The sequence below is a fragment of the Mesorhizobium sp. P2_F7 genome (genome assembly GCF_056403695.1).
Genome location: NZ_JBFUFA010000018.1, coordinates 21,154 through 43,508 on the forward strand (window position 1 = coordinate 21,154; position 22,355 = coordinate 43,508).

Here is a 22,355-nt window from a genome sequence, read left to right on the forward strand (position 1 = left end):
TGCGGTGTCGCTATCGTCCCTTCTCGTCGAAAAATCCTTCGCCGATCTTCCCGGCTGGGAGGCGGACGATCACCTGCCCACCTTCGAAGCCTTCCGCCGCTCGGCCTTTCATGTTCTGACCAAACCTTACCGCACCGGTTCGCTCGGCGTCCGGTTCGATGCCTTTGCCGGCGCCTATGACGAAGCGCGTTCCGTTTCGCCGGCGAATCGGACGGACGCTCGCGCCTTCTTCGAGCGCCATTTCGTTCCGGCAAAGGTACAGGCTGAAAAGGCAGGTCTGGTCACCGGCTTCTACGAGCCGGAGGTCGAGGCCTCGCCGGTGCGCACGGATGAATTCACGGTGCCGCTGCTGGCGCGGCCTTCCGATCTTATCGACATCGATGATGCCAACCGTCCCGAAGGCATGGACGACTATCTCGCCTTCGCCCGCGATACGCCGCAGCGACCGGTAGAATATTTTGACCGCGGCCAGATCGAGCGCGGCGCGCTCACCGGGAAAGGCCTGGAAATCGCCTGGCTTGCGGAAAAAGTCGATGCCTTCTTCGTCCATGTGCAAGGAGCCGCTAGGCTGAAGATGACCGACGGCCGGCTTTGCCGCATCACCTATGCCGCCAAGTCCGGCCAGCGTTTCACCGGCCCGGGCAAAATCCTCGCCGATCTCGGCGAGATCCCGTTGGAAAAAGTCACGATGCAGTCGATCCGCGCCTGGTTCCGGGCGCATCCCGATCGCGTCGACGAAATTCTCTGGCAGAACCACTCCTACATCTTCTTCCGCGAAGCCGATGTCGACGACGCTACGCTCGGTCCGATTGCGGCCGCCAAGGTCCCGCTGACGCCGGGCCGCTCGCTCGCCGTCGACCGCCTGCTGCACACGTTTGGCACGCCCTTCTACATCGATGCACCGACGTTGGCCGCCTTCGAGCAAAAACCGTTCCGGCGGCTGATGATTGCGCAGGATACCGGCTCGGCCATCACCGGGCCGGCGCGGGGTGATCTGTTCGCCGGTTCCGGCGACGCCGCCGGCGAGATCGCCGGGGTCGTCCGCAACGAGGCAGATTTCTATGCGCTGGTTCCAAGAGCTCTCGTTTCGGAGACGAATCGATGAGCCGACGTCCCGACAAGCTCAGTGAAGACGACCGGGTGTTGTGGAACCTGGTTGCGCGCACCGCCCGGCCGCTGAAGGGCCGGACCGCGGTCGACATCCCCGACATTGTCATCGACCCCAAACCGGCACAGGCGCCGACTTCCGTCGGCCCGGTGGCCGCCGCCGTGCCGAAGGCGCAGCATGTTTCGCATGCGCTGGACGAGCCGACGCGGGACAAGCTGAAGAAAGGCCGGCTGCCGATCGAAGGCCGCGTCGATTTGCATGGCATGACCCAGGACGAGGCCTATTCGCTGCTGTTTTCATTCCTGCACCGGGCCCATGCCGGCGGCATTCGCTATGTCCTGATCATTACGGGAAAGGGCTCGTCATCGGGCGGCGACGGCGTCTTGCGGCGCGCCGTGCCTGCCTGGCTGTCGACGCCGGCCTTCCGGCCGCTGGTCTCCAGCCACGACCATGCCGCCCGCAACCATGGCGGTTCGGGCGCGCTCTATGTGCGGCTGAGGCGGCTCAGCAGATGACGCCATTCGGCGAAAAACTGCGGGCGCTTCGAGCCGAGCGCGGCATCCGCCAGAAAGACATGGCGCAGGCGATCGGCGTTTCCGCCGCCTATCTGTCGGCGCTGGAACATGGCCGTCGCGGTGCGCCGACCTGGACGCTGATCCAGAAGATCATCGGTTATTTCAATGTCATTTGGGACGATGCCGAAGAGCTGGCGCGGCTGGCCGAGGCTTCGCATCCGCGGGTAAAGCTCGATACGTCCGGGCTCAGCCCGGCAGCCACCGAACTTGCCAATCTGCTGGCCGAAAACATCGAGAAGCTGGACGAAGCCGAGCTTCGCCGCATCACGGCGTCGATCCGGGCGGCGCTTGGGCGGCAGGTGTAGCCAGGAAGTTCGTTCACACAAGGCGATGCCCGCTGGCGAATGGCCAGCGGGCATATGGCGAGATTACTTCGCGCCGGCCGGGCCGTTAGGGCCACCGCGGCCGCCCGTGCTGTCATGATTGCCGCCGCGCCCGCCGCCCAGGCAGTTCTTGCCACTGACTTCACAGCAGCGGTTGCCCCAATTGCTTTCAGTCGACGTCTTGGAGCAGCTCGGGATGGTCTGGTCAGCCAAAGCCGATCCGGCCAGCGACGATACCGCGACGGCGGCGAGGAAGGTGTTACGCAGAAAAGCAGTCATTTGAAGTCTCCTTGGTTGGATTGGTTGGGTTCGTTTACGGCTGTGTGTCGCCGACGGAGACGATTTGGTTCACGGAGACTGCAAAATTTTTGGAGGTGGTTCGGGAGGCTCGGTTGGCAACGCTGGCGCTGCCCCTCATCCGCCTGCAACATGGAAAGTTGGCGAAATCATCGACGACGGCGTCTTTCTCCCCGTCACTATACGGGGAGAAATGCCCGGCAGAGCAATGAGGGGCGGCGTTGGCCTACGATGTGAAGCAGCTAAGCACACCATGAGAAGCCGCTTCGACGCGGCGTGCCTGAATGGCGTGTAAAACTTTACTGAACCGCGCCGACCAGCACCTGCTGGCCACCGCGGATCGAGACCCAGCGGCCGGTGTTGTCGATCGCCTGCCGCTTGAGGAAGCGGTAGCCGGTGGCGTCCCAGATCTTCACCTTGTCGGTGAGATTATCGAGGACGTAGTCGCCCTTGTCGGTGCGCACGGTCAGCACCGCGTGGCCTTCGCCGTCCGGCTTGCGCACGACGGTAATCAGCAGATCGGCCAGCGACACGCCCGAGCGGGAGAGCTGGCGGCGCTTTTCCAGGACATAGTCCTCGCAATCGCCGACGCCCTTGTCGGGATAGGCCCAGACTTCGTCCTTGCCGTAAATGTCGTAGTCGCTCATCGGCTTGACGGCGGCGTTGACCCTTGATGTCACGCTGACCAGCTTGCGCATGAAGGCGTCGGTCATCGCGGCAGGGTTGAGATTGCTTGGCCGGATCGAGCATTCGCCCGGATAGGACTTGCAGAAATCATAATGGCCGATCGGCTGCGAGGTCATGCCGCCGGTTGCCATGGCGCCGCCCGCCGATGCCGGCGCCACCCAGCATCCCAAAACCGCCAGCCCTGTTGCCGCACACAAGCGCAGCGTCCGTGCCATCGCTGAGGAAGTCATTGTCCCCGTTCGCCCTTGTTGTTAACGAAAGGTTAAAGGGGATTTACAGTCCGTGTCAATTATGGGGGGAGCTAGATTCTCCGGCATGGTTACCCGCGCCCGCCCAACAGAGTCTATTGTGCAACAGAACGCCTCTGGCGTGCAAAATCGCCCTGCTGCCGCAGGCAATGCACGCCACAGCTGTATCGAGCCTCAGCCCTTGGCGGAGCGGACCAGCCTCGGTTTCACCGTAACGCGGTTCTGGCGGCCGTAGCTGGTGATGAAGTCGACGATGCGTGGCACGATTTCCGAACGGAACCGCGAGCCGTTGAAGACGCCGTAATGGCCGACGGCCGGCTGCATGTAGTGGGCATGGCGGTCGGCCGGAATGTTGGGGCAGAGGTCATGCGCGGCCTGGGTCTGGCCGAGTCCGGAAATGTCGTCGTTCTCGCCCTCGACCGTGAACAGCGCGACGTTGCGGATCGCCTTGGTGTCGACGATTTCGCCGCGATGCATCATCTCGCCCTTGGGCAGAGCATGGCGCACGAACACCGTGTCTACGGTCTGCAGATAGAACTCCGCCGTCAGGTCCATCACCGCCAGATATTCGTCGTAAAAATCGCGGTGCTTCTCGGCATTGTCGCCGTCATGCTTGACCAGATGCATGAAGAAGTCCTTGTGGGCGATGATGTGGCGGTCGAGGTTCATGCTCATGAAGCCCGACAGCTGCAGGAAGCCCGGATAGACCTCGCGGCCGAAGCCCGGCACCGGCCAGGGCGCGTTCATGATGACGTTGTCGCGGAACCAGTCTATGCCCTTTTCCTTGGCCAGAAGGTTGACGGCGGTCGGGTTGCGGCGGGTGTCGATCGGCCCGCCCATCAGCGTCATGGTCGAGGGCACGAAGGGATCGCCGCGCTTTTCCATCAGTGCCACCGCCGCCAGCACCGGCACGGAAGGCTGGCACACCGCCATGACATGGGTGTCAGGCCCCAGCGCATGCAGCATGTCGATGATGTAGTCGATATAATCGTCGAGGTCGAAATGGCCGTCGGTCACCGGCACCATGCGGGCATCGACCCAGTCGGTGATGTGCACATCGGCATAGGGCAGCATCGCCTCGACCGTGCCGCGCAGCAGCGTCGCGTAATGGCCCGACATCGGCGCCACGATCAAAAGCTTGGGATCGGCCTTGCGTCCGGCAGGCACGGATCGCTCGAAGCGGGTGAGGTTGCAGAACGGTTTCGACCACACCGTCTTTTCGCTGACCTCGACGCTCTTCCAGTCGACCACGGTCTTGGTTAGGTCGAAATGCGGCTTGCCGTAGCGACGCGTCGTGCGCTCGAAGAGTTCGGCGGTCGCAGCCACCGAGCGGCCCCAAGGCGTGTGCGAAAACGGGTTGAGCGGATTGGTGTAGAACAGCCGCACCGCATCGGCATAGAGCCGCGCGGGCTGCAGGGCGGCATGGTTCATTTCGTAGAGCTGGTAGAACATCAGGTACTCCGCAGCTGCCGTGACCGAAGGGACGACGAGCAGCGCCGAGCCTTGAATGTCTCGCGCGGAGGTTAACAAGATATTGCTGCGATGCAATACGTCACGTGGCGTGACATATGCCATTCTTTGGTCCAAGGCGTTGAGAATCCGCTTTGAACGGCAGCAGCCGGCTCACTGTGCAGCTGCGAAACGCGCAGCTGTTGGATATACGGGGGCAGGCTGCGTCCGGCCCAAGCGGGCCGGGCCTGGACAAAATCAGACGCGCGCCATGCAGACGGACGTATGGCCCGAACCGATGAAGCCGAGCTGGCTGGCGGCGCCCTTCGACAGGTCGAGCACTCGCCCCTTGATGAACGGGCCGCGATCGTTGATGCGCACGATGACGCTGCGGCCATTGTTCTGGTTGGTCACCTTCAGCTTGGTGCCGAAGGGCAGGCTGCGATGCGCGGCGGTCATTGCCGACGGGTTCATCCGCTCGCCATTGGCGGTCCTGGAGTGCAGCGCGTACCAGGAGGCACGGCCGCATTGGCCGGCGGCGGAGGAGGCGGATACGCCGGCCATCAGGCCAGCCGCGATCGTTACCGCGACAAGCGCGGTCTGATTTATCTTCTTCATGTGGGGGGATTGGCTCCGTTTTGGACAGACCCCAGCCGTTAAGTGTCGAATAAGGCAGGAAATGCGGCAGACATCTGGCGGTTCCGTGGCACTGGCACACGTTTGGAGTCACAGGGAAACAGTTTGTTAGGGATATTTCGCAGCCGGCTGCCGTATCGTTCGTGATATTTCGGGCGTGTTCACAGATGCCTTGAGCAAGGCAAGACGTTATATTGCAAGTAAAAGCACACGCGATTGGACACCGTCCTTTCGCTCATTCATCACGGCCATGGCGCAGCTGACGATCGACTTGGGGAAGGAATCTCGGCGATGAGACTGTTCAGATATCTGCTGGCCCTGATCGTGCTTGCCATCGGCGCGCTGTGGTCGATGCAAGGCATTGGTTGGGTCGGCGGCAGCTTCATGACCGGCCAGTCGCAATGGCTCTATATCGGCATCGTCACCATGCTGGTCGGCCTGCTGGGGCTGGGATGGGCCAGCCGCTCGCGCACCTGATCAGCAGGATCGCGGTGGGACACTGATCAGGATTAGCCGAACAGCTGGTCCAGAATCCTGCCTTCCAGGCGGGCCAGCTCGACGGAGCCGCGCCGGCGCGGTCGCGCCACAGGTATGTCGAGGTCGAGCGCGATCCGGCCGGCGTCGATCACCACCACCCGGTCGGCGAGCGCAACCGCCTCGGCGACGTCATGCGTGACCAGCACGGCGGTGAATTTCTGCTCGAGCCGGATGCGCTCCAGAAGCTGCTGCATTTCGATCCGGGTCAGCGCATCGAGCGCGCCGAGCGGCTCGTCGAGAGCCAGGATGCGCCGCTCGCCGATGAGCGCGCGGGCGAGCGCCACACGCTGCTTCTGGCCGCCGGACAGCACCGAGGGCCATTCATCGGCGCGGTCGGCGAGGCCGACCTGCCCCAGAATAGCGAGCGCGCGTTGCTTGGCTTCCGCACCGGTGGCTAGCCCGGTCAGCCCGACCTCGACATTCTTCACCACGCTGGCCCAGGGCAGCAGCCGCGGCTCCTGGAACATGAAGCGCGTGCGTTTTTCTTGCCCGGCGCCGTCGGTTTCCGGCCCGAATGTCAGCGAACCGCCCGTGGGACGGTCGAGCCCGGCCAGCAGCCGCAACAGCGTGCTCTTGCCGCAGCCGCTCTTGCCGATGACGGCAACGAACTGTCCGACCGGCACGTCGAGATCGATGCCGTCGAGCACGATTTTGTCGCCAAAACGCTTTTCCACGCCCTTGAAGGCGAAGGCGCGCGGGCTGTCGACCGCTGGCGTCGGGCGTGACGGCTCCGGCGCGGCGACGAGGGAGCGGACGGCGGCGAGGCTGGCGGCGGGCATCGAAACCCCTCAGGCGTTCTGGAAGGCGGGATGCCAGCCGAGCGACAGCCGCTCGAGCAGGCGGGCGAAGCTGTCGGCAAGCTTGCCGAGCAGCGCATAGGTCAGGATCGACAGCACGACGACATCGATCAGCAGGAATTCGCGCGCCTGCATGGCCATGTAGCCGAGGCCGGAACTGGCCGAGATCGTCTCCGCGACGATCAGCGTCAGCCACATGATGCCCAGGGCATAACGCAGGCCGACGAAGATCGCCGGCAGCGCGCCGGGCAGGATCACCTGAAAGAACAGCGCGCGGCGGTCCATGCCGTAGACGCGGCCCATCTCGACCAGCTGCGGGTCGACGCTCTGGATGCCGAGCAGCGTGTTGACGTAGATCGGGAAGAACACGCCGAGCGCCACCAGGAACAGCTTGGCCTCCTCGTCGATGCCGAACCACAGGATGACCAGCGGGATCAGCGCCAGATGCGGGATGTTGCGGATCATCTGCAGTGTCGTGTCGGTCAGCCCGCGGCTCAGTGCCGACAGCCCGTTGGCAAGGCCGAGCGCAAAGCCGATCGAGCCGCCAATGGCAAAGCCGGCCAGCGCGCGCAGCGTGCTGACGCCGATGTTTTCGATCAGCTCACCCGACAGCGTCAGGCGCCAGAAGGCTTCGGCCACCGCGCTCGGCGCCGGCAGCACATTGGCCGGCATGACGCCGGCGCGGGAGGCCACTTCCCAGCCAACGATCACCAGCGCCGGCAGCACCCAGCCGATGCCGTTCTGTTTGACGCGCCGGGCCAGACTCATGACGACGCCTGCAGGCGGTTCGCGCCGTGGAAGCCGACTGCGAACTCGTTGGCGATGTTCTCATGCGCCCGCGCCCGTTTGGTCCCCAGCCCAAGCCGCGGGAACAGAAGCTCGGCGACGCGGTAGGCTTCCTCGAGATGCGGATAGCCGGAGCCGATGATGGTGTCGATGCCGATCGCCTGATACTCGCGGATGCGCTCGACGATCTGCTCCGGTGAGCCGACCAAGGCCGTGCCGGCGCCGCCGCGCACCAGGCCGACGCCGGCCCACAGATTGGGCGAAACCACCAGCCGGTCGCGGCGGCCGCCATGCAGTTCGGCCATGCGCCGCTGTCCCACGGAGTCCATCTCCTTGGTAAAGCGGGCCTGGGCATTTTCGATCTGAGCGTCGGTGACGTGGCTGATCAGCCGGTCGGCGGCGCGCCAGGCTTCTTCCTCGGTCTCGCGCACGATGAAATGCAGCCGGATGCCGAAACGCAGTTTCCGGCCGCGCCGTTCGGCCTTTTTGCGCGCAGCAGCGAGCTTCTCGGCCACCTGCGCCGGCGGCTCGCCCCAGGTCAGGTACATGTCGACGAGGTCGGCGGCGAGCTCCTGGCCGGCATCCGACGAGCCGCCGAAATAGAGCGGCGGCCGCTCCTGTTGCGGCAGAAGGTCGAGGCGGCCATTGTCGACGCGGTAGTACTTGCCGTTGAAATTGACGCTCTGGCCCGACACCAGCGCGCGCCAGATGGTCAAGAACTCCTGCGCCTGGGCATAGCGCTCGTCATGCGGCAGGAAGACGCCGTCGCCGGCAAGCTCGGTCGGGTTGCCGCCGACCACGACATTGAGCAACAGCCGGCCATTGCTTAGGCGATCGAGCGCTGCCGTCTGGCGCGCCGCGAAGGTCGGCAGCGTCACGCCGGGGCGCAGCGCCACCAGGAATTTGAGTTTTTCGGTCAGCGCCGCAAGGCCGGAAGCGGTGATCCAGGAATCCTCGCAATTCTGCCCGGTCGGCAGCAGCACGCCGGGAAAGCCGAGCCGGTCGACGGCCTGTGCGATTTCCTTGAAATAGGCGAATTCCGGCGGGCGCTGCTGCTGCTCGGAGCCGAGGTAGGAGCCGTCGCCATGCGTCGGAATGAACCAGAAGAAATCGAGCGGCCTGGCTTGCGAACTGTCTGGAGCGGTCATGGCGCAATCCCTGAATTCTTAAAACGGCAAAAGGCGCCGGACGTTTCCGCCCGGCGCCGCACGCGTAAAATCAATTGCCCGGCGCGGACCAAACGGCGTCGGAGATGCGCACCGCGTTGGGGATCAGCTTGAGCTTGTAGAAGCGGTCGGCGGTCGCCTGCTGGCCGGCGATGATCTCGTCGGAGATCGGGAAGATGCCGAATTTGCTGCGCTTGGCGGCGATGGTCTGCGCGTCCAGCGGCACGCCGGTCACTTCATGCAAGGCCGCAGCCACCTTGTCGCGGTTCGCGTCCGCCCATTTCGCCGCCTCGCCGAGTGCCGCGATCGTCGTGGTGACGACTTCGGGATGCGCCTTGGCGAAATCCTTGTTGCCGAGAATATAGCTGTTCACCTTGAGCACGTCGCTGGAGCGCGCTAGCACGCGCGGCTGGTAACGTGTCTCCGCAATGGCGAAGAACGGGTCCCACACCGCCCAGGCGTCGATCTGGTCGCTGGCAAAAGCGGCGGCGGCGTCTGCCGGGCTGAGATAGACCGGCGTGATCTGATCGAAGCCGACGCCGGCCTTGTCCAGCGCCGCGACGAGAAGATTATGGGCGCTGGTGCCCTTGCCGACGCCGACGCGCTTGCCCTTGAGTTCGGCGAGCGACTGGATCGGCGATGCCGGCTTGACGAAGATCGCCTCGCCATCGCCATTGGAAGGCATCGCGGCGACATAGACGATGTTGGCCCCGGCCGATTGTCCGAAGATCGGTGGCGCGTCGCCGGTGTAGCCGATATCGATGGCGCCGACATTGAGCGCCTCGACCAGCGGCGGCCCGGCGGTGAATTCGACCCACTTCACCGCGACGCCCTTGCTGCTCAGCGCCTTCTCGACCACCTGCTGCTGCCGCGCGATGACCGGCAGGCCGGTCTTCTGGTAGCCGATGTTGAGCTGCTTCAGCTCCTGGGCCGAAGCACTGAGCGACAAGCCAACGCTCGCCGCCACAAGGCCGATGCCGAAAACACGTCTGGTCAGGCTGAACATGATACCTCTCCTTCGCTGCGAACCGGCGCCGGGAAGGCTCCCTGCCGTTGGATGACGGCTAAGGCTAGGTAGTTCTATAAATTTAGTAGAGGAATGGAGTTGCGAGTTGGCTGCAAGACGTGGAAAGATTTTCTGCGGTCGAGCTGAGACGGCCGGTGCCGGCCTCTTTCTCCCCGTTCACGGGGAGAAATGCCCGGCAGGGCAATGAGGGGCGGCGCTAACATTTGCGCCTGCGGCGAAACTATTACCCCAGGCTGGCGCTGCCCCTCACCTGCCTGCCGGCATCCTCTCCCCGTAAACGGGGCGAGGGACGCCAATCACCACCCCTCAATGCGACCAATACTGCCAGGCCCAGTAAAATCCTTCGTCGCGCGGCGGCAGGCGGTCGCGGTCGGCGTCGAGCTGCACCGGGGCTGGCGATTTCGGCTGCGGCTCAAGCAGCGGGTTCTCCCTCCAGGCGAGCAGCCAGTTGCCGAGATGGGCGAACAGCACGGCGGTGGATTGGGTCATGACATCACTCCATTCGTCGACATGGTCTTGTCTCCTGTGAGGGGGTCAATTCATGGCCAGCTCCGAGCCTCTGGCGGGCCCTTTAGTCATTCGCGTCCCGCCCACGGAACCAGCTGACGCTCGATCCGGCGGATGATGAATTCCAGCACGAAGGCTATGGTCGCGATCACCAGAATGCCCATCACCACGACGTCGGTGACCAGGAACTGGGCGGCGGACTGGATCATGAAGCCGAGGCCGCGCGTCGCCGCCACCAGCTCCGCCGCGACCAGCGTCGACCAGCCGGCGCCGAGAGCGATGCGCAGGCCGGTCAGGATCGACGGCAGCGCGCTGGGCAGGATCACGTGGCGAACCACTTGCGCCCGCGTCGCGCCGAGCGAACGGGCTGCATTGATCCGCTCCTGCGACACGCCGCGCACGCCCGACGCCGTCGACAGCGCCACCGGCGCCAGCATGGCAATGGCGATCACCAGGATCTTTGACGGCTCGCCAATGCCGAACCAGATGATGACCAGCGGCAGATAGGCGAGCGGCGGGATCGGCCGCAAAAATTCGAGCAGCGGATCGAAGATGCCGCGCCCGACCGTCGAGATGCCGATGGCCAGCCCAACCGGCACGCCGATGACGATGGCCGCGAGCAGCGCCGCGAACACGCGGCCGAGGCTGGCGACAATATGCTGGAAGAGCGTGGCGTCGACGAAGCCGTCATTGATGACGACGATGAACTTGGTCCACACCGCGGCGGGTGATGGCAGAAATACCGGTGACACCAGCTGCAGCCGCGCTGACAGCGCCCACGCTGCCAGCACGACCAGGATGGTGGCGGCGCTGACCGCGCGGGAGGAGATCCAGCTGCGTCTAGGCCTTGGCCGCGACCATGGCACCGAGATGGCATCGGTCTCGCCGGCCTTGATGGTCGGCCGCTCATTGTACGCGGTGACGCTCATGCCGCCTCTCCTTCGAAGATCGCGTCGGTCAGGTCGGCTCGCGCTGCGGCAAAAGCCGGGTCAGCCTTGATGCTGCGAATGGCTTCGCCTGCGGCATAGCGCCGGCTGAAGCCGGTCTCGAATGTCCGCACCACATGTCCGGGTCCCGGCGCCAGCACGACGATGCGTGTGGCCAGCACTAGCGCTTCCTCGATGCCGTGAGTGACCATCAGCACGCCGACCTTGGCTGCCGTCCACAGATCGAGCAGCGTCGTCTGCATGCGCTCGCGCGTCAGTGCATCGAGCGCGCCGAGCGGTTCGTCGAGCAGCAGGAATTCCGGTTCGGCGGCGAGCGCCCGGGCGAGGCCGACACGTTGGCGCATGCCGCCGGACAATTCCCAGATGCGCTTGTCGCCGACACCTTCGAGCTTGACCAGCGCCAGCAGTTCGTCGGCGCGGCGCGCCCTTTCCGCCTGCGGCACACCGCGCAGCCTGAGCGCAAAGGCGACGTTTTCACGCGCCGTCAGCCAGGGAAACAGCGCATCGTTCTGGAACACGACAGCCCGGTCGGAGCCTGGGCCGGTGATCGGCCTGCCGCCGGTCGTGGCTACACCACGCGCGGGTTCGACCAGGCCGGCGGCGACGTTGAGCAGCGAGGTCTTGCCGCAGCCAGAGCGGCCGACCAGCACGACGAAATCGCCCTTGGCGACATCAATGGAAACGCGTTCGACGGCCGGCTGGCCGTCATAGTGAACCGACACTTTGTCGAGGACGAGATGCGGCATGAAATGGGCTCCGGAAAGAAATCCGCCTGCCCCGAAACCGCTCCTCGTTAAGCGGCTCCGGGACAGGCAACACGCGGCGTCAGGGAAGAAGAAACCGCGCGTGTCACGAGAGCGCCGCGTGGCCACCAGGCCACGCAAAGGACGCTCTAAAACTCAGCTGTCAGTTCGAGGCGAGAGCCTCGGTCACGTATTTCGACGACACGTATTTCGAATAGTCGGGCAGCACGGCGTCGATCTTGCCCTGCTCCTTGAGGAAGGCCGACGCCGCCTCGATCGCCTTGACCGTGCCGCCGCCAAGGAATTTTTCCGACGCCTGCTCTTCCAATGTCGGGAAGACGTAGCCTTTCAGCAGCTGCGGCACCTCTTCCAGCTTGGCGCCGGTGAGCTTGGCAATCTTGGCCGCTTCCGGCGACGACACCGACCAGGCGGCGGGCTTGGCCAGGAACGCGGCATAGGATTCGCCCGTCACCTTGACGAAATCGCGCACGGCTTCGGGGTTCTTCTCGGCAAAGTCGGTGCGCACGATCCAGGCGTCGAAGGTCGGCGCACCCCAGGCGGCAACCTGCGAGGAATCCAGCACCACCTTGCCTGTCGTCTTGATCTGGCCGAGCGCCGGATCCCAGACATAGGCGGCGTCGATATCGCCGCGGGCGAAGGCTGCGGCGATTTCCGGCGGCCGCAGATTAAGGATCTCGACCGACTTCGGATCGACCTTCTCGTGCTTCAGCGCGGCAAGCAGGCTGTAATGCGTGGTCGACACGAACGGCACCGCCACCTTCTTGCCGGCGAGGTCGGCGATCTTCTCGATGCCGGAGCCGTTGCGGGCAACCAGCGCTTCGGATTCGCCGATCAGGCCGACGACGAAAATGGTCTGGATCGGTAGTTCGCGGCTGGCGGCTGCGGCCAGCGGGCTCGAGCCGACATAGCCGATATCGACGGAACCGGAGGCAACGGCGGCGATGACGTCGGCGCCGGAATCGAATTTGCGCCAGTCGATCGTGGCCTTGGTCGCCTTTTCATAGGCGCCGTCGGCCTGCGCTACTTTCGAAGGCTCGACCACCGTCTGGTAGCCGATGGTAATTTTGAGGTCCTGCGCCTGGGCCGGGCCGAGGAAGGCCGCACCCGCCAGGGCTGCCGACGACAGGAGGACAATGCGTCGCGAAATGCTGGACATGAAAGGCTCCATAAAAGAGAGAAAAACCGGATGCCTATTCATAGTCAGCTAATTCTATCGTTCTTGTAGAGTTAAATCCTTCCAAGCAAAGCGGGCTTGTTAGAAAAAAGCCACCGGCCGATACCCGTCAATGAACCGCGATCCTCTACGGGCGAACGTGTAGAGCTGGCGCAAACGCACACCCGGTCGTCTCGGCCGACCCAAAGAGAGCCTGTCATGCTGATACGCCTGACCATGATCTGCAGCGGTGCAACGCCCGCCACGCGCAAAGGGTCATTCCCCCTCGACGAGGGGTTGGAGCCGCAATCCCTGGCGTTGGCGAAAACGATGACCCTGCGCCGCGCCGACCGGGTCTGGACAAGCCCGGCGCTGCGCGCTCGCCAGACCGCCGAGGCGATGGGGCTCAAACCCTCAGTCGAGCCGCTGCTGGCCGAGCAGGATTTTGGCCGCTGGGCCGGCAAGGGTTTCGCGGAGGTGCAGGCACTTGATCCCGACGGCATCGCCGCCTGGCTCGGCGATGCCGAGGCCGCTCCGCATGGCGGCGAGTCGCTGGCCGATGTAGGCAAACGCGCCGCGAGCTTCATGGACGGCCTGATTCGGACGGGCGGCCACACCATCGCGGTGACGCATGCCGGTGTCATCCGCATGGCAATCGTCCATGTGCTGGGCGCGCCGCTTGCGGCCTGCCGCAGGATCGACGTCGAGCCGCTCAGCCTCACCGATTTGCGCAGCGACGGCCACCGCTGGATGCTGCGCTCGAGCGGTGTGCCGGTGGCCAAACCCGGCAAGTCCGCCGGACCACAAAGCGACACGCCGGAGACCTAACATCGGGCGAAGCGCCACGGGGCCGGTGGTCGGCAGCCGGCGTTTCCGCTGATCCGGCGACCGCGACCGGAAATTCCCGGCAAACTCCCGAACGTCGCAAATCCATGCTGCAAATGCCGGACGATTTGAAAACACGTTCCGCGTGTTCAGGGGTAAGTATAGTAATCTTATCGACATTAGGGAACTGGAACAGCCACCTATCGCTACGATCGCTCGCTGCTGGCTGTGACCTTAACGGCACAAAGCCCTGCTAAAGTGGCCTCTGCGGCGTGAAAACACAGCAAAATCAAGGTTTCTCGGCTTGTATATCATGTCACTAGAATTTATGTGTCGAGATAGCTTGCACGCGGCGGGGAGGCACGTCAGGCGTTTCGCAACCGATGGTTCTGCGCCATCGCCTGACAGAGAAGCATTCGCTCCATGCTCACCAAAAAAGGCAAGTACGGGCTCAAGGCGCTGGTCCATCTTGCGCAACTGCCCGTCGGGCAGCTCGCCTTTGTCGGCGACATCGCCAGCGGCAACAACATTCCGAAGAAATTCCTCGACGCCATTCTTGGCGAATTGCGCAACGCCGGCTTCGTCCAGAGCCGCAAGGGCAAGGAAGGCGGCTACCGCCTGGCGCGCCCGGCCGACGAGATCAAGGTCGGCCATGTCGTGCGCGTGCTCGACGGACCGCTCGCACCCATCCCGTGCGCCAGCCGCACCCAGTATCAGCGCTGTGAAGACTGCAATGAGGCGACATGCCAAGTCCGACATCTGATGCTCGAGGTCCGGCAGGCCATCGCCGAGGTGCTCGACCAGCGCACTTTGGCCGAGATGCGCGACATCGTCATCGACGACCTTCCCCTGACGCAGAAGGTCCTCGCCTGATCCTGAGCGTGCGCGCATGAGTGTCGGGCGCACCAATTCCATCATCATTGTCGGCGGCGGCGCCAGCGGCGTCGTGCTGGCCGCGCATCTGCTCAAATCACCCAATCCGGACCTGCGCGTCACGCTGATCGAAAAGCGTCCGCATTTCGGCCAGGGCATCGCCTATTCGACGCTGCTGTCGGCGCATGTGCTCAATGTCAGCGCCGCGGGGATGAGCGCCTATGCCGACGATCCCGGCAATTTCTGGCGCTGGCTGCAGGGGCGCGGCCTGGTGAGCCAGGAGCAGACGCCGCAGACACCTTTCTACGCCCCGCGCAGCGTCTATGCCCGTTACCTCAAGGAACTTTTGGACGAGCTGGAAGCGCGCGAAAAGGAAACCGGCCGTCTCAGGCTGATCCGCGAGGAAAGCCTGTCGATCTCGCCGACAGCGTCCGGCGTCGAGGTGACGCTGGCCAACGGCACCAGTGTTGTCGCGCATCTGGCGGTGCTCGCCACTGGCCATGACGAGCAGCCCGGCGCCGGCCAGGGCCACGCCATCCGCATGGGCACCGAGGCCGACACCGCGCTCGACCCCGACGCAAGCGTGCTGGTGCTGGGCACGGGCTTGAGCATGGTCGACGCCTTCCTGTCGCTCGAACAGCGCGGCCATCGCGGCGAAATCGTCGCCGTGTCGCGGCGCGGCCTGCTGCCCTCGCCGCACCGCAAGGGCAATCCGATCAAGCTCGACGTCGCCGACATCCCGCTCGGCACGCAATTGTCCTATTTCGTCAGCTGGTTCCGCGACCTGATCCGCGAAAACCAGAAGGCCGGCATCGACTGGCGCGACGTCGTCGATGGCCTGCGGCCCTTCAACCAGAAGATCTGGCAGAACTGGCCGTCCTCGGCCAAGCGCCGCTTCGTCGAGCACACCAAGGCCTGGTGGGACATCCACAGGCATCGCCTGGCGCCCGAGGTGCATGCCCGCGTCACCGATGCGGTGCGCACCGGCCGCATCCGCCCCGTCGCCGGCCGTGTCGTCGGCATCGAGGCGGGCGATGGCTTCGCCGTCGAGATCCAGTCGCGTCACACAAAGGCGCTGGAGGCTCTGCAGGTCGCCCGCATCTATGATTGTACAGGCATCGCCAGGGACATTTCGACCACGTCGAACAGCGTCGTGCGTTCGCTGGTCGATCGCGGCCTGGCGCGGCCGGACCCGCTGCGGCTCGGCCTCGATGTCTCAGCCAAATGCGAAATCATCGCCGGCGACGGCACGGCTTCGGCCAAGATCCTCGCCGTCGGCCCGCTGACCCGCGGCACCTTCTTCGAGATCGACGCCATCCCCGACATTCGCGTGCAATGCGCGCGGCTGAGCAAGCAGTTGCTGGGGTAGAGCAGAGCTGTATTCCCAAGCGGCGATTGTCGCGCACCCGATTTCAGGCCGGCTACCCGGCGTCAGGCAAAAGAATGGCCGGTGCAGGGGATGCTTGGGTTGAAAAGCGCACTGCACCGGCCATCGCGGGATTAGGCTTGGATTTTGGGATCGTCGCCCCGCACCGGCCAAGTTACATACATATTAGCCATAGCTCAATTACGACTGAAGTCCCTAACGTAGGGAACATTTGGACACTATTTTGGGGAAGTGCGTCAGAACCAAAAAGAGAGCGTTCAGCCCCCCAATGCCTCACACACCAGGCGCGCGGTTTCAGCGCCGGAAAAATTCTGCTGTCCGGTGATCAGGTTGCCGTCGCGCACCGCAAAGCCGCGCCACAGCCCGGCCTGGATATAGTTGGCGCCGATCGCCTTGAGCTCGTCCTCGATGCGCCACGGCATCAGATGCTTGCCGCGCTCCATCGCGCCCATCGCCCAGGTCGCCTCGTCGGCAAAATCCTCCTCGGCATTGGCAAAGCCGGTCACCGTCTTGCCGGCGGCGAGCAGCGTGCCGTCGGCACGGTGCCATGACAGAGCGCCGCCGCCACCTTGCCGGCTTCGTGGAAGGCGACGAAGGTCTGATGCAGCGTTTCTGCGCGGTCATAGCTGAACATCGGCGCCTGGCCGCCGGCCACCACGATGGCGTCGAAGCGACCGACATCGAGCTCCGCCACCGGCCGCGTGGTCTCGATCAGGCTCATCAATTTCGGGCTCGCGGTGAAGCCGAGCGAGATCAGGTCGGTCTCGGAATAGCCTGAAGCGTCGCGCGGGTCGCTTAAGCCATCGGCTTCGCATTTGCCGCCGTCGGGCGAAAAGATCTCGACGGCATAGCCGCGCTCGGTGAAGGCGAACCAGGGATGGGTGAGCTCGCTCCACCAGAAGCCGACCGGCCAGCCGGTCGTGGTCGACACCGCCGGGTTGGCGATGACGATCGCCACCCGCTTCGGGTTTCGCGCATTGACCGGATTGGGATCACGAACGCTCATTCTCGCTCTCCTTCCATGAACCTTGTTGCCGGCACGGCGGCAGTCCGCAACCCGGCCATATGGCGGGGCAAATTCCGCTTCCGTCGCGGCGGCGCCTTGCCTAAAATCGGTGCATGACCCAACGCGGAAGACTCTATGGCTGCCCGGTCGAGTTCGCTCTCGACGCGCTTGGCGGCAAATGGAAGACGGTGATCATTGCGCGCATCAAGCAGGGGCCGCTGCGCTATTCCGATCTGCGCCGGCTGATCCCATCGCTGTCCGACAAGATGCTGACGCAGCGCCTGGCCGACTTGGTCGAGATCGGCTTCGTCGTGCTCGAGACCTCGGCCGACGGCAAGCAGCGCTACACCTTGACCCCGCGCGGCCATGATCTGGCCGGTGCACTCCAGGCGCTCTGCGACTGGGGCAGCGTGCATGGCCGCGCCGAAGGCGTGCGCTTCCGCACCGATATCGACGCGGCGGCCTGACATCAGCCTATTTTCCGCCGAGCGCGCCGCAAAAGCCGGCGACATCCGTGATGACCGCTTCGCCGAGGAAACGCAGCGTCTCCATAGAACGGTCTCGGGCTTCCTTGTTGCCGAAGCCGCAGGCGTCCTCGATCACCACAGCGACAAAGCCATTGTCGGTCGCCTGGCGCACGGTCGGCTCGATGCCGATCTCCATGGCGATGCCGGCGATGGCGATGGCGCGCACGCCGCAATCGTTGAGCGCAAAGCCGAGCGACGTGGAATCGAAGGCCGACATGGTCAGCTTGTCGAACACCGTCTCGTCCGCGCGGGGCGCAAGTTCGGGAACGATCTGCGTCGCCTCGGCATCGCGCAGAAACCACGGCTCGACCGCGTCGGGGCTGTCGCGCCGCTGCCAGGCCATGGCGGTGCGCAGCTGCGTCGCGCCCATCCATTTCAGCGGCAGCGACAGATGGCGGGTGAACGCCACCCGCATGCCGGCCGAACGCGCGGCCTCGAGCACAATGCCGGTGCGTTCGACGATCGCCCCGGCGCCGGCCACCTGGCGGCAGATGCCGACCTGCATGTCGTAGACCACCAGCGCCATGCGGACTGGGTCGCACCGCTCTGCCAGGCTGGTCGGGATCTCGATGCCTTCGCGCGACCGGATCATGCTGCCGTCCGGTCCCATGGCTTGGCGATGTCGACGCTCGGATCGAACAGATATTCGAGCGGCAAGGGTGCCGAATCGAAGGCCAGGAAAACCCATTCCAGCAACCCGGCCTTGGACAGCGGAAAATCGTCGGTGTAGTGGCGGGCTTCCTCGACGCTGTCGAGCTCGAAGACGATGATGACGCCGCCGACATCGGCGCGCGCATAATTCTCCCGCACGATGCCGGCCTTCCACAGCCGCCAGACATTCGAGACCTCGTCGCGCAGATAAGGTTTCAGATCGTCCAGGGTGACGCCGGGCTTGAAATTGTCATAGGCGATGATCTTCATCGTGCTGTCCTTGCATTGGCCCCGCAGCCATTCGGCTAGCACGGTGAAAATGCCGGCGGCAACGAACGAGATGGTGCGTTGAAAGAACCGGTCGGTCGCCCTTTCTTGGCCGCAGCATCAGGCACAGGCGATGGAAGACAGACCATGACCATTGAGCGATTGAACCCGAAGGGCATGCACGGCAGCTCCGCCTATTCGAACGGGGTTGCACTGCCCGCATCCGCCCGCATCGTGCTGGTCGGCGGCCAGAACGGGCTCGACGCCGACGGCCAGCTCGTTGGCCGCGGTGACATCGCGGCACAGACCAGGCAGGCGCTCGTCAATCTGGCGATGGTGCTCAAAGCCGGCGGCGCAAAGCCCGAAAACCTTGTCAGCCTGTCGGTCTATATCGTTGGCGACGCGGATCTTCGTCCGGCGGTCGGCGCCTGGATGACCTTCTGGAACGATAGCGGCCCGCCGCCGCTGCTGAAAGTCTTGCGCGTGACCGGCCTGGCCCATCCGGATTTCCTGATCGAGATCGAAGGCCAGGCGGCAGTTGAGGCATAATTCCCCCCTTGGGGGGAGATGTCGCCGAAGGCGACAGAGGGGGCCGCCGCGCGTGGAGCGCCAACCTCCTTCTGCAGCGGCGAGTAGGCCGAGCCAGGTCGAACCGACCCCCTCTGGCCTGCCGGCCATCTCCCCCTCAAGGGGGGAGATTGGGCGCTTAGAATTCCATTCCCCCTCTCACCGGTTGATTGGCACGATCTACCTTCTTTCCGCCTGCAAACGGCTGGAAAAGAAGCTACGCTGCCGCCCAGAGCCGGATTATTTCAGGTCGGTATCGACCTGAAATCAGAATCCGGCTCTAAATCAAATAGATAGAGCATGATGTCGTCCGAAAACCGCTCACACTTTTCGGCATCATGCGGCCCCGAGGCGGTCGCTTGATCAAGGGAGCACATCGACATGAGCGAGCAAAGAGAAGCTGCGCCAGGCAGTTCGGACGGCGCGTTATCGCGCCTGCGTCCGCCCTATGCCTCGGTACTCGACCTCATCGGCCAGACGCCGGTGGTCGAGCTGACCAAATTCGACACCGGAAAATGCCGGCTGTTCATCAAGCTCGAAAGCCAGAATCCCGGCGGCTCGATCAAGGACCGCATCGCGTTGTCGATGATCGCCGCGGCCGAGAAACAGGGCAAGCTCAAGCGCGGCGGCACCATCGTCGAGGCGACCGCCGGCAATACCGGCCTCGGCCTCGCCCAGGTCGGCATCCCCAAGGGATACCGCATCATCCTCGTCGTGCCCGACAAGATGTCGCGCGAAAAGATCCAGCATCTGCGCGCGCTGGGCGCCGAAGTGCGCATGACGCGCTCCGACGTCGGCAAGGGTCACCCCGAATATTACCAGGACATGGCCGAGAAGATCGCAGCGGAAACGCCTGGCGCCTTCTACGCCAACCAGTTCGCCAACCCGGCCAACCCTCTCGCGCATGAAACCACCACCGGCCCGGAAATCTTTGCCCAGCTCGATGGCAATCTCGATGCCGTGGTCGTCGGCGTCGGCTCCGGCGGCACGCTGACCGGGCTTGGCCGCTACTTCGCGAAAGTCTCGCCGAAGACCGAGATGGTGCTGGCCGATCCTGTCGGATCGGTGCTAGCGCCGCTGATCAAGACCGGCAAGATGGAAGAGGCCGGCAGCTGGACCGTCGAAGGCATAGGCGAGGATTTCGTGCCGCCCAATGCCGATCTGTCGCTGGTCAAGAAGGCGTACTCCATCCCCGACAAGCAGAGCATGCTCGCCGTGCGCGATCTCCTGTCCAAGGAAGGCATTCTGGCCGGCTCGTCCTCGGGCACGCTGCTGTCGGCGGCGCTGCGCTATTGCCGCGAGCAGACTGTTGCGAAGCGCGTCGTCACCTTCGTCTGCGACAGCGGCAACAAATATCTGTCCAAGGTCTTCGACGATTTCTGGCTGGCCGAACAGGGGCTGGCTGAGCAGGAGCAGCATGGCGATCTGCGCGACCTCGTCATGCGCTCGCACCGCACCGGCGACACCGTGTTCGTCGGCCCCGACGAGAGCCTGCTCAACGCCTATGGCCGCATGCGCCGCTCCGATGTCTCGCAGCTGCCGGTTCTGGACGAAGGCAAGCTGGTCGGCATCGTCGACGAAAGCGATATCCTGGCCAAGGTCGACGGCCCCTACGACGGCCGCTGGGATCGTTTCAACGGCCCGGTGCGCTCGGCCATGACCTCCAATCTGCACACGCTGCAGGCCAGCCAGACGCTGGATGCGCTGCTGCCGGTGTTCGACCGCAACGAGGTCGCCATCATCTTCGATGGCGACGAGTTCGTCGGCCTGATAACCCGTATTGACCTGATCAACCATTTGAGGCGCGCACGATGACCGCACACACCCCGACGGGCAAGAACCGCCTGGCCTTTTCGACCCGCACCATCCATGGCGGCCAGAGCCACGACCCGCTCACCGGCGCGGTCATGGTGCCGATCTATGCGACCTCGACCTATGGCCAGCAGTCGCCCGGCGTGCACAAGGGGTTTGAGTACGCCCGCAGCCAGAACCCGACGCGCTTTGCCTTCGAGCGCGCGGTCGCCGATCTCGAAAGCGGCAGCAATGCCTTTGCTTTCGCCTCCGGCCTGGCGGCGATCTCGACCGTGCTCGAACTGCTCGACAGCGGCGCCCACATCGTCGCCACCGACGACATCTATGGCGGCTCGTTCCGGCTGATGGAGCGGGTGCGCAAGCGCTCGGCCAATCTGCAGGTGAGCTTCGTCGACTTCACCGACCTCGCCGCCGTCGAAGCCGCGATCCGCCCGGAGACGAAACTGCTCTGGGTCGAGACCCCCACCAACCCGCTGCTGCGCATCGTCGACCTGGAAGGGCTTGCCGCACTCGCCAAGCGCAAGGGCGTTCTGACCGTCGCCGACAACACGTTCTGCAGCCCGTACATCCAGCGGCCGCTGGAGCTCGGCATCGACGTCGTCGTTCACTCGACGACAAAATATCTCAACGGTCATTCCGACATGGTCGGCGGCGTCGCCATCGTCGGCGACAACAAGGATCTCGCCGCCCAGCTGAAATTCCTGCAGAACGCCATCGGCGCCATCTCAGGCCCGTTCGACAGCTTTCTGGCGCTGCGTGGTATCAAGACGCTGGCGCTGCGGATGGAGCGCCATTCGTCGAACGGCCTGAAGATCGCGCAATGGTTGGAAGCGCGAAAGGACGTCCGCCGCGTCGTCTATCCCGGCCTGACCAGTCATCCGCAGCATGCGATCGCCAAACGCCAGATGCACGCCTTCGGCGGCATGATCTCGGTCGACCTCGACCGCGATCTCGCCGGCACCAAGCGCTTCCTCGAACGCACCCAGCTGTTCACCCTGGCCGAAAGCCTTGGCGGCGTCGAAAGCCTGATCGAGCACCCGGCGCTGATGACGCATGGCTCGATCCCGGCGGAAAAGCGCGCCGCGATCGGCATTTCGGATTCGCTAGTACGGTTGTCGGCGGGTATCGAGGACGGCGATGATCTGATCGCCGATCTGGAGCAGGCGTTGCGGGGGTAGTGCCGCCGTGACAGCGAAGTTTCTTAGATTCTCTGCTGTGTATGTTCTTTTAGTAGCTGTTGCCGCGTGCGTGATGGTTGGTACTGGCCTCAACCAATATCCATTGGCACAGCCGCTTTTTGTCGGACTCTGCGTGGGGGGCGGGATAATTTCTTACAACAAGTACGGAAGATCGTAGCGTCCGCGGTCGCGCTTCCTCCAACCCTCCGACGCGTGTCGCATTGAATGGAAATTAGTCTGCCACGCGCAGCGCCA

27 protein-coding genes are annotated in these 22,355 nt (G+C 64.3%); 11 read left to right on the top strand and 16 right to left on the bottom strand.

What is annotated here, in order from left to right:
- Positions 1–4: 4 nt before the first annotated feature.
- The 3 genes from mltA to AC1DZ8_RS31300 are packed head-to-tail and all read left to right on the top strand — an operon-like array spanning position 5 to position 1,988.
- Positions 5–1,105, top strand: coding sequence for a murein transglycosylase A (gene mltA / locus AC1DZ8_RS31290; RefSeq protein WP_477311011.1), 1,101 nt, complete (start codon positions 5–7; stop codon positions 1,103–1,105).
- Positions 1,102–1,623, top strand: a complete 522-nt coding sequence (locus AC1DZ8_RS31295) for a Smr/MutS family protein (protein ID WP_477311009.1) — start codon at positions 1,102–1,104, stop codon at positions 1,621–1,623. The genes mltA and AC1DZ8_RS31295 overlap by 4 nt, the downstream gene beginning before the upstream one ends.
- On the top strand, positions 1,620–1,988 hold the full coding sequence (locus AC1DZ8_RS31300) for a helix-turn-helix domain-containing protein (RefSeq protein ID WP_477311007.1): 369 nt from the start codon (positions 1,620–1,622) through the stop codon (positions 1,986–1,988). The genes AC1DZ8_RS31295 and AC1DZ8_RS31300 overlap by 4 nt, the downstream gene beginning before the upstream one ends.
- A gap of 63 nt (positions 1,989–2,051) precedes the next feature.
- Here AC1DZ8_RS31300 and AC1DZ8_RS31305 read toward each other — a convergent pair whose 3' ends face one another.
- The 4 genes from AC1DZ8_RS31305 to AC1DZ8_RS31320 all read right to left on the bottom strand — a co-directional run bounded on the left by AC1DZ8_RS31305 (position 2,052) and on the right by AC1DZ8_RS31320 (position 5,305).
- On the bottom strand, positions 2,052–2,285 hold the full coding sequence (locus AC1DZ8_RS31305; RefSeq protein ID WP_477311005.1) for a hypothetical protein: 234 nt from the start codon (positions 2,283–2,285) through the stop codon (positions 2,052–2,054).
- Between the two features lie 317 nt (positions 2,286–2,602).
- Positions 2,603–3,220: a transglutaminase-like cysteine peptidase gene (locus tag AC1DZ8_RS31310; RefSeq protein ID WP_477311003.1), complete on the bottom strand. Its 618-nt coding sequence runs from the start codon at positions 3,218–3,220 to the stop codon at positions 2,603–2,605.
- Between the two features lie 192 nt (positions 3,221–3,412).
- Entirely contained in the window at positions 3,413–4,690 is a 1,278-nt protein-coding gene (locus AC1DZ8_RS31315) for a polyhydroxyalkanoate depolymerase (RefSeq protein WP_477311001.1), read from the bottom strand.
- Positions 4,691–4,945: 255 nt separating this feature from the next.
- On the bottom strand, positions 4,946–5,305 hold the full coding sequence (locus AC1DZ8_RS31320) for a septal ring lytic transglycosylase RlpA family protein (RefSeq protein WP_477310999.1): 360 nt from the start codon (positions 5,303–5,305) through the stop codon (positions 4,946–4,948).
- Positions 5,306–5,614: 309 nt separating this feature from the next.
- Here AC1DZ8_RS31320 and AC1DZ8_RS31325 point away from each other — a divergent pair, with 309 nt between their 5' ends.
- Positions 5,615–5,800 carry a hypothetical protein gene (locus AC1DZ8_RS31325; protein ID WP_477310997.1) on the top strand — a complete coding sequence of 62 codons (186 nt, stop codon included), beginning with the start codon at positions 5,615–5,617 and terminating at the stop codon, positions 5,798–5,800.
- Positions 5,801–5,832: 32 nt separating this feature from the next.
- On the opposite strand, the gene AC1DZ8_RS31330 is transcribed toward AC1DZ8_RS31325, so the two are convergent.
- The 8 genes from AC1DZ8_RS31330 to tauA form a co-directional block, all read right to left on the bottom strand.
- Positions 5,833–6,639, bottom strand: coding sequence for an ATP-binding cassette domain-containing protein (locus AC1DZ8_RS31330; protein ID WP_477310995.1), 807 nt, complete (start codon positions 6,637–6,639; stop codon positions 5,833–5,835).
- 9 nt (positions 6,640–6,648) lie between these two features.
- Positions 6,649–7,425: an ABC transporter permease subunit gene (locus AC1DZ8_RS31335; protein ID WP_477310993.1), complete on the bottom strand. Its 777-nt coding sequence runs from the start codon at positions 7,423–7,425 to the stop codon at positions 6,649–6,651.
- On the bottom strand, positions 7,422–8,591 hold the full coding sequence (gene ssuD / locus AC1DZ8_RS31340; RefSeq protein ID WP_477402234.1) for an FMNH2-dependent alkanesulfonate monooxygenase: 1,170 nt from the start codon (positions 8,589–8,591) through the stop codon (positions 7,422–7,424). The genes AC1DZ8_RS31335 and ssuD overlap by 4 nt, the downstream gene beginning before the upstream one ends.
- 70 nt (positions 8,592–8,661) lie before the next feature.
- Positions 8,662–9,615: a sulfonate ABC transporter substrate-binding protein gene (locus tag AC1DZ8_RS31345; RefSeq protein WP_477309115.1), complete on the bottom strand. Its 954-nt coding sequence runs from the start codon at positions 9,613–9,615 to the stop codon at positions 8,662–8,664.
- A gap of 327 nt (positions 9,616–9,942) precedes the next feature.
- Entirely contained in the window at positions 9,943–10,125 is a 183-nt protein-coding gene (locus tag AC1DZ8_RS31350) for a hypothetical protein (RefSeq protein ID WP_477309113.1), read from the bottom strand.
- Positions 10,126–10,211: 86 nt separating this feature from the next.
- Positions 10,212–11,072 (bottom strand): taurine ABC transporter permease TauC, encoded by an 861-nt coding sequence (gene tauC, locus AC1DZ8_RS31355; RefSeq protein WP_477402236.1) that lies wholly within the window; start codon positions 11,070–11,072, stop codon positions 10,212–10,214.
- The gene (locus tag AC1DZ8_RS31360; RefSeq protein WP_477309109.1) at positions 11,069–11,836 is read right to left on the bottom strand and encodes a taurine ABC transporter ATP-binding protein; all 768 of its coding nucleotides are present in this window, start codon (positions 11,834–11,836) and stop codon (positions 11,069–11,071) included. Before AC1DZ8_RS31360 ends, tauC begins: the two co-directional genes overlap by 4 nt.
- Positions 11,837–11,996: 160 nt before the next feature.
- Entirely contained in the window at positions 11,997–13,010 is a 1,014-nt protein-coding gene (tauA, locus tag AC1DZ8_RS31365) for a taurine ABC transporter substrate-binding protein (RefSeq protein WP_477309107.1), read from the bottom strand.
- Positions 13,011–13,226: 216 nt separating this feature from the next.
- On the opposite strand from tauA, the gene AC1DZ8_RS31370 reads away from it, so the two are divergent.
- From AC1DZ8_RS31370 to AC1DZ8_RS31380, 3 genes are all read left to right on the top strand, one after another.
- Complete coding sequence (locus tag AC1DZ8_RS31370) at positions 13,227–13,835, top strand: histidine phosphatase family protein (RefSeq protein WP_477309105.1); 609 nt, start codon at positions 13,227–13,229, stop codon at positions 13,833–13,835.
- A gap of 420 nt (positions 13,836–14,255) precedes the next feature.
- On the top strand, positions 14,256–14,705 hold the full coding sequence (locus AC1DZ8_RS31375) for an RrF2 family transcriptional regulator (protein ID WP_477309104.1): 450 nt from the start codon (positions 14,256–14,258) through the stop codon (positions 14,703–14,705).
- Between the two features lie 16 nt (positions 14,706–14,721).
- Positions 14,722–16,074, top strand: coding sequence for an FAD/NAD(P)-binding protein (locus tag AC1DZ8_RS31380; protein WP_477402239.1), 1,353 nt, complete (start codon positions 14,722–14,724; stop codon positions 16,072–16,074).
- Positions 16,075–16,349: 275 nt separating this feature from the next.
- Here the strand turns inward: AC1DZ8_RS31380 and AC1DZ8_RS31385 are convergent, their stop codons facing one another.
- Positions 16,350–16,598 (bottom strand): hypothetical protein, encoded by a 249-nt coding sequence (locus AC1DZ8_RS31385; RefSeq protein ID WP_477309100.1) that lies wholly within the window; start codon positions 16,596–16,598, stop codon positions 16,350–16,352.
- Complete coding sequence (locus tag AC1DZ8_RS31390) at positions 16,595–17,098, bottom strand: DJ-1/PfpI family protein (RefSeq protein ID WP_477309098.1); 504 nt, start codon at positions 17,096–17,098, stop codon at positions 16,595–16,597. The genes AC1DZ8_RS31385 and AC1DZ8_RS31390 overlap by 4 nt, the downstream gene beginning before the upstream one ends.
- A gap of 113 nt (positions 17,099–17,211) precedes the next feature.
- Between AC1DZ8_RS31390 and AC1DZ8_RS31395 the strand changes: the two genes are divergently transcribed.
- A complete protein-coding gene (locus tag AC1DZ8_RS31395) occupies positions 17,212–17,565 on the top strand; it encodes a winged helix-turn-helix transcriptional regulator (RefSeq protein ID WP_477309096.1) in 354 nt (117 codons plus the stop codon).
- Positions 17,566–17,572: 7 nt separating this feature from the next.
- Here the strand turns inward: AC1DZ8_RS31395 and AC1DZ8_RS31400 are convergent, their stop codons facing one another.
- Complete coding sequence (locus AC1DZ8_RS31400) at positions 17,573–18,217, bottom strand: cysteine hydrolase family protein (RefSeq protein ID WP_477309094.1); 645 nt, start codon at positions 18,215–18,217, stop codon at positions 17,573–17,575.
- Complete coding sequence (locus AC1DZ8_RS31405; protein ID WP_477309092.1) at positions 18,214–18,546, bottom strand: hypothetical protein; 333 nt, start codon at positions 18,544–18,546, stop codon at positions 18,214–18,216. The genes AC1DZ8_RS31400 and AC1DZ8_RS31405 overlap by 4 nt, the downstream gene beginning before the upstream one ends.
- A gap of 144 nt (positions 18,547–18,690) precedes the next feature.
- Here AC1DZ8_RS31405 and AC1DZ8_RS31410 point away from each other — a divergent pair, with 144 nt between their 5' ends.
- From AC1DZ8_RS31410 to AC1DZ8_RS31420, 3 genes are all read left to right on the top strand, one after another.
- Positions 18,691–19,092, top strand: a complete 402-nt coding sequence (locus tag AC1DZ8_RS31410; protein ID WP_477309090.1) for a RidA family protein — start codon at positions 18,691–18,693, stop codon at positions 19,090–19,092.
- Positions 19,093–19,491: 399 nt separating this feature from the next.
- Complete coding sequence (locus AC1DZ8_RS31415; RefSeq protein ID WP_477309088.1) at positions 19,492–20,925, top strand: pyridoxal-phosphate dependent enzyme; 1,434 nt, start codon at positions 19,492–19,494, stop codon at positions 20,923–20,925.
- On the top strand, positions 20,922–22,100 hold the full coding sequence (locus AC1DZ8_RS31420) for a cystathionine gamma-synthase (RefSeq protein ID WP_477402242.1): 1,179 nt from the start codon (positions 20,922–20,924) through the stop codon (positions 22,098–22,100). Before AC1DZ8_RS31415 ends, AC1DZ8_RS31420 begins: the two co-directional genes overlap by 4 nt.
- The last annotated feature ends 255 nt before the right edge of the window (positions 22,101–22,355 follow it).

Excerpts from the sequence above, each read along its gene's own strand:
- AC1DZ8_RS31295 (WP_477311009.1), top strand. The coding sequence starts at position 1,102 with ATGAGCCGACGTCCCGACAAGCTCAGTGAAGACGACCGGGTGTTGTGG.
- AC1DZ8_RS31300 (WP_477311007.1), top strand. The coding sequence starts at position 1,620 with ATGACGCCATTCGGCGAAAAACTGCGGGCGCTTCGAGCCGAGCGCGGC.
- AC1DZ8_RS31305 (WP_477311005.1), bottom strand. The coding sequence starts at position 2,285 with ATGACTGCTTTTCTGCGTAACACCTTCCTCGCCGCCGTCGCGGTATCG.
- AC1DZ8_RS31310 (WP_477311003.1), bottom strand. The coding sequence starts at position 3,220 with ATGACTTCCTCAGCGATGGCACGGACGCTGCGCTTGTGTGCGGCAACA.
- AC1DZ8_RS31315 (WP_477311001.1), bottom strand. The coding sequence starts at position 4,690 with ATGTTCTACCAGCTCTACGAAATGAACCATGCCGCCCTGCAGCCCGCG.
- AC1DZ8_RS31320 (WP_477310999.1), bottom strand. The coding sequence starts at position 5,305 with ATGAAGAAGATAAATCAGACCGCGCTTGTCGCGGTAACGATCGCGGCT.
- AC1DZ8_RS31325 (WP_477310997.1), top strand. The coding sequence starts at position 5,615 with ATGAGACTGTTCAGATATCTGCTGGCCCTGATCGTGCTTGCCATCGGC.
- AC1DZ8_RS31330 (WP_477310995.1), bottom strand. The coding sequence starts at position 6,639 with ATGCCCGCCGCCAGCCTCGCCGCCGTCCGCTCCCTCGTCGCCGCGCCG.
- AC1DZ8_RS31335 (WP_477310993.1), bottom strand. The coding sequence starts at position 7,425 with ATGAGTCTGGCCCGGCGCGTCAAACAGAACGGCATCGGCTGGGTGCTG.
- ssuD (WP_477402234.1), bottom strand. The coding sequence starts at position 8,591 with ATGACCGCTCCAGACAGTTCGCAAGCCAGGCCGCTCGATTTCTTCTGG.
- AC1DZ8_RS31345 (WP_477309115.1), bottom strand. The coding sequence starts at position 9,615 with ATGTTCAGCCTGACCAGACGTGTTTTCGGCATCGGCCTTGTGGCGGCG.
- AC1DZ8_RS31350 (WP_477309113.1), bottom strand. The coding sequence starts at position 10,125 with ATGACCCAATCCACCGCCGTGCTGTTCGCCCATCTCGGCAACTGGCTG.
- tauC (WP_477402236.1), bottom strand. The coding sequence starts at position 11,072 with ATGAGCGTCACCGCGTACAATGAGCGGCCGACCATCAAGGCCGGCGAG.
- AC1DZ8_RS31360 (WP_477309109.1), bottom strand. The coding sequence starts at position 11,836 with ATGCCGCATCTCGTCCTCGACAAAGTGTCGGTTCACTATGACGGCCAG.
- tauA (WP_477309107.1), bottom strand. The coding sequence starts at position 13,010 with ATGTCCAGCATTTCGCGACGCATTGTCCTCCTGTCGTCGGCAGCCCTG.
- AC1DZ8_RS31370 (WP_477309105.1), top strand. The coding sequence starts at position 13,227 with ATGCTGATACGCCTGACCATGATCTGCAGCGGTGCAACGCCCGCCACG.
- AC1DZ8_RS31375 (WP_477309104.1), top strand. The coding sequence starts at position 14,256 with ATGCTCACCAAAAAAGGCAAGTACGGGCTCAAGGCGCTGGTCCATCTT.
- AC1DZ8_RS31380 (WP_477402239.1), top strand. The coding sequence starts at position 14,722 with ATGAGTGTCGGGCGCACCAATTCCATCATCATTGTCGGCGGCGGCGCC.
- AC1DZ8_RS31390 (WP_477309098.1), bottom strand. The coding sequence starts at position 17,098 with ATGAGCGTTCGTGATCCCAATCCGGTCAATGCGCGAAACCCGAAGCGG.
- AC1DZ8_RS31395 (WP_477309096.1), top strand. The coding sequence starts at position 17,212 with ATGACCCAACGCGGAAGACTCTATGGCTGCCCGGTCGAGTTCGCTCTC.
- AC1DZ8_RS31400 (WP_477309094.1), bottom strand. The coding sequence starts at position 18,217 with ATGATCCGGTCGCGCGAAGGCATCGAGATCCCGACCAGCCTGGCAGAG.
- AC1DZ8_RS31405 (WP_477309092.1), bottom strand. The coding sequence starts at position 18,546 with ATGAAGATCATCGCCTATGACAATTTCAAGCCCGGCGTCACCCTGGAC.
- AC1DZ8_RS31410 (WP_477309090.1), top strand. The coding sequence starts at position 18,691 with ATGACCATTGAGCGATTGAACCCGAAGGGCATGCACGGCAGCTCCGCC.
- AC1DZ8_RS31415 (WP_477309088.1), top strand. The coding sequence starts at position 19,492 with ATGAGCGAGCAAAGAGAAGCTGCGCCAGGCAGTTCGGACGGCGCGTTA.
- AC1DZ8_RS31420 (WP_477402242.1), top strand. The coding sequence starts at position 20,922 with ATGACCGCACACACCCCGACGGGCAAGAACCGCCTGGCCTTTTCGACC.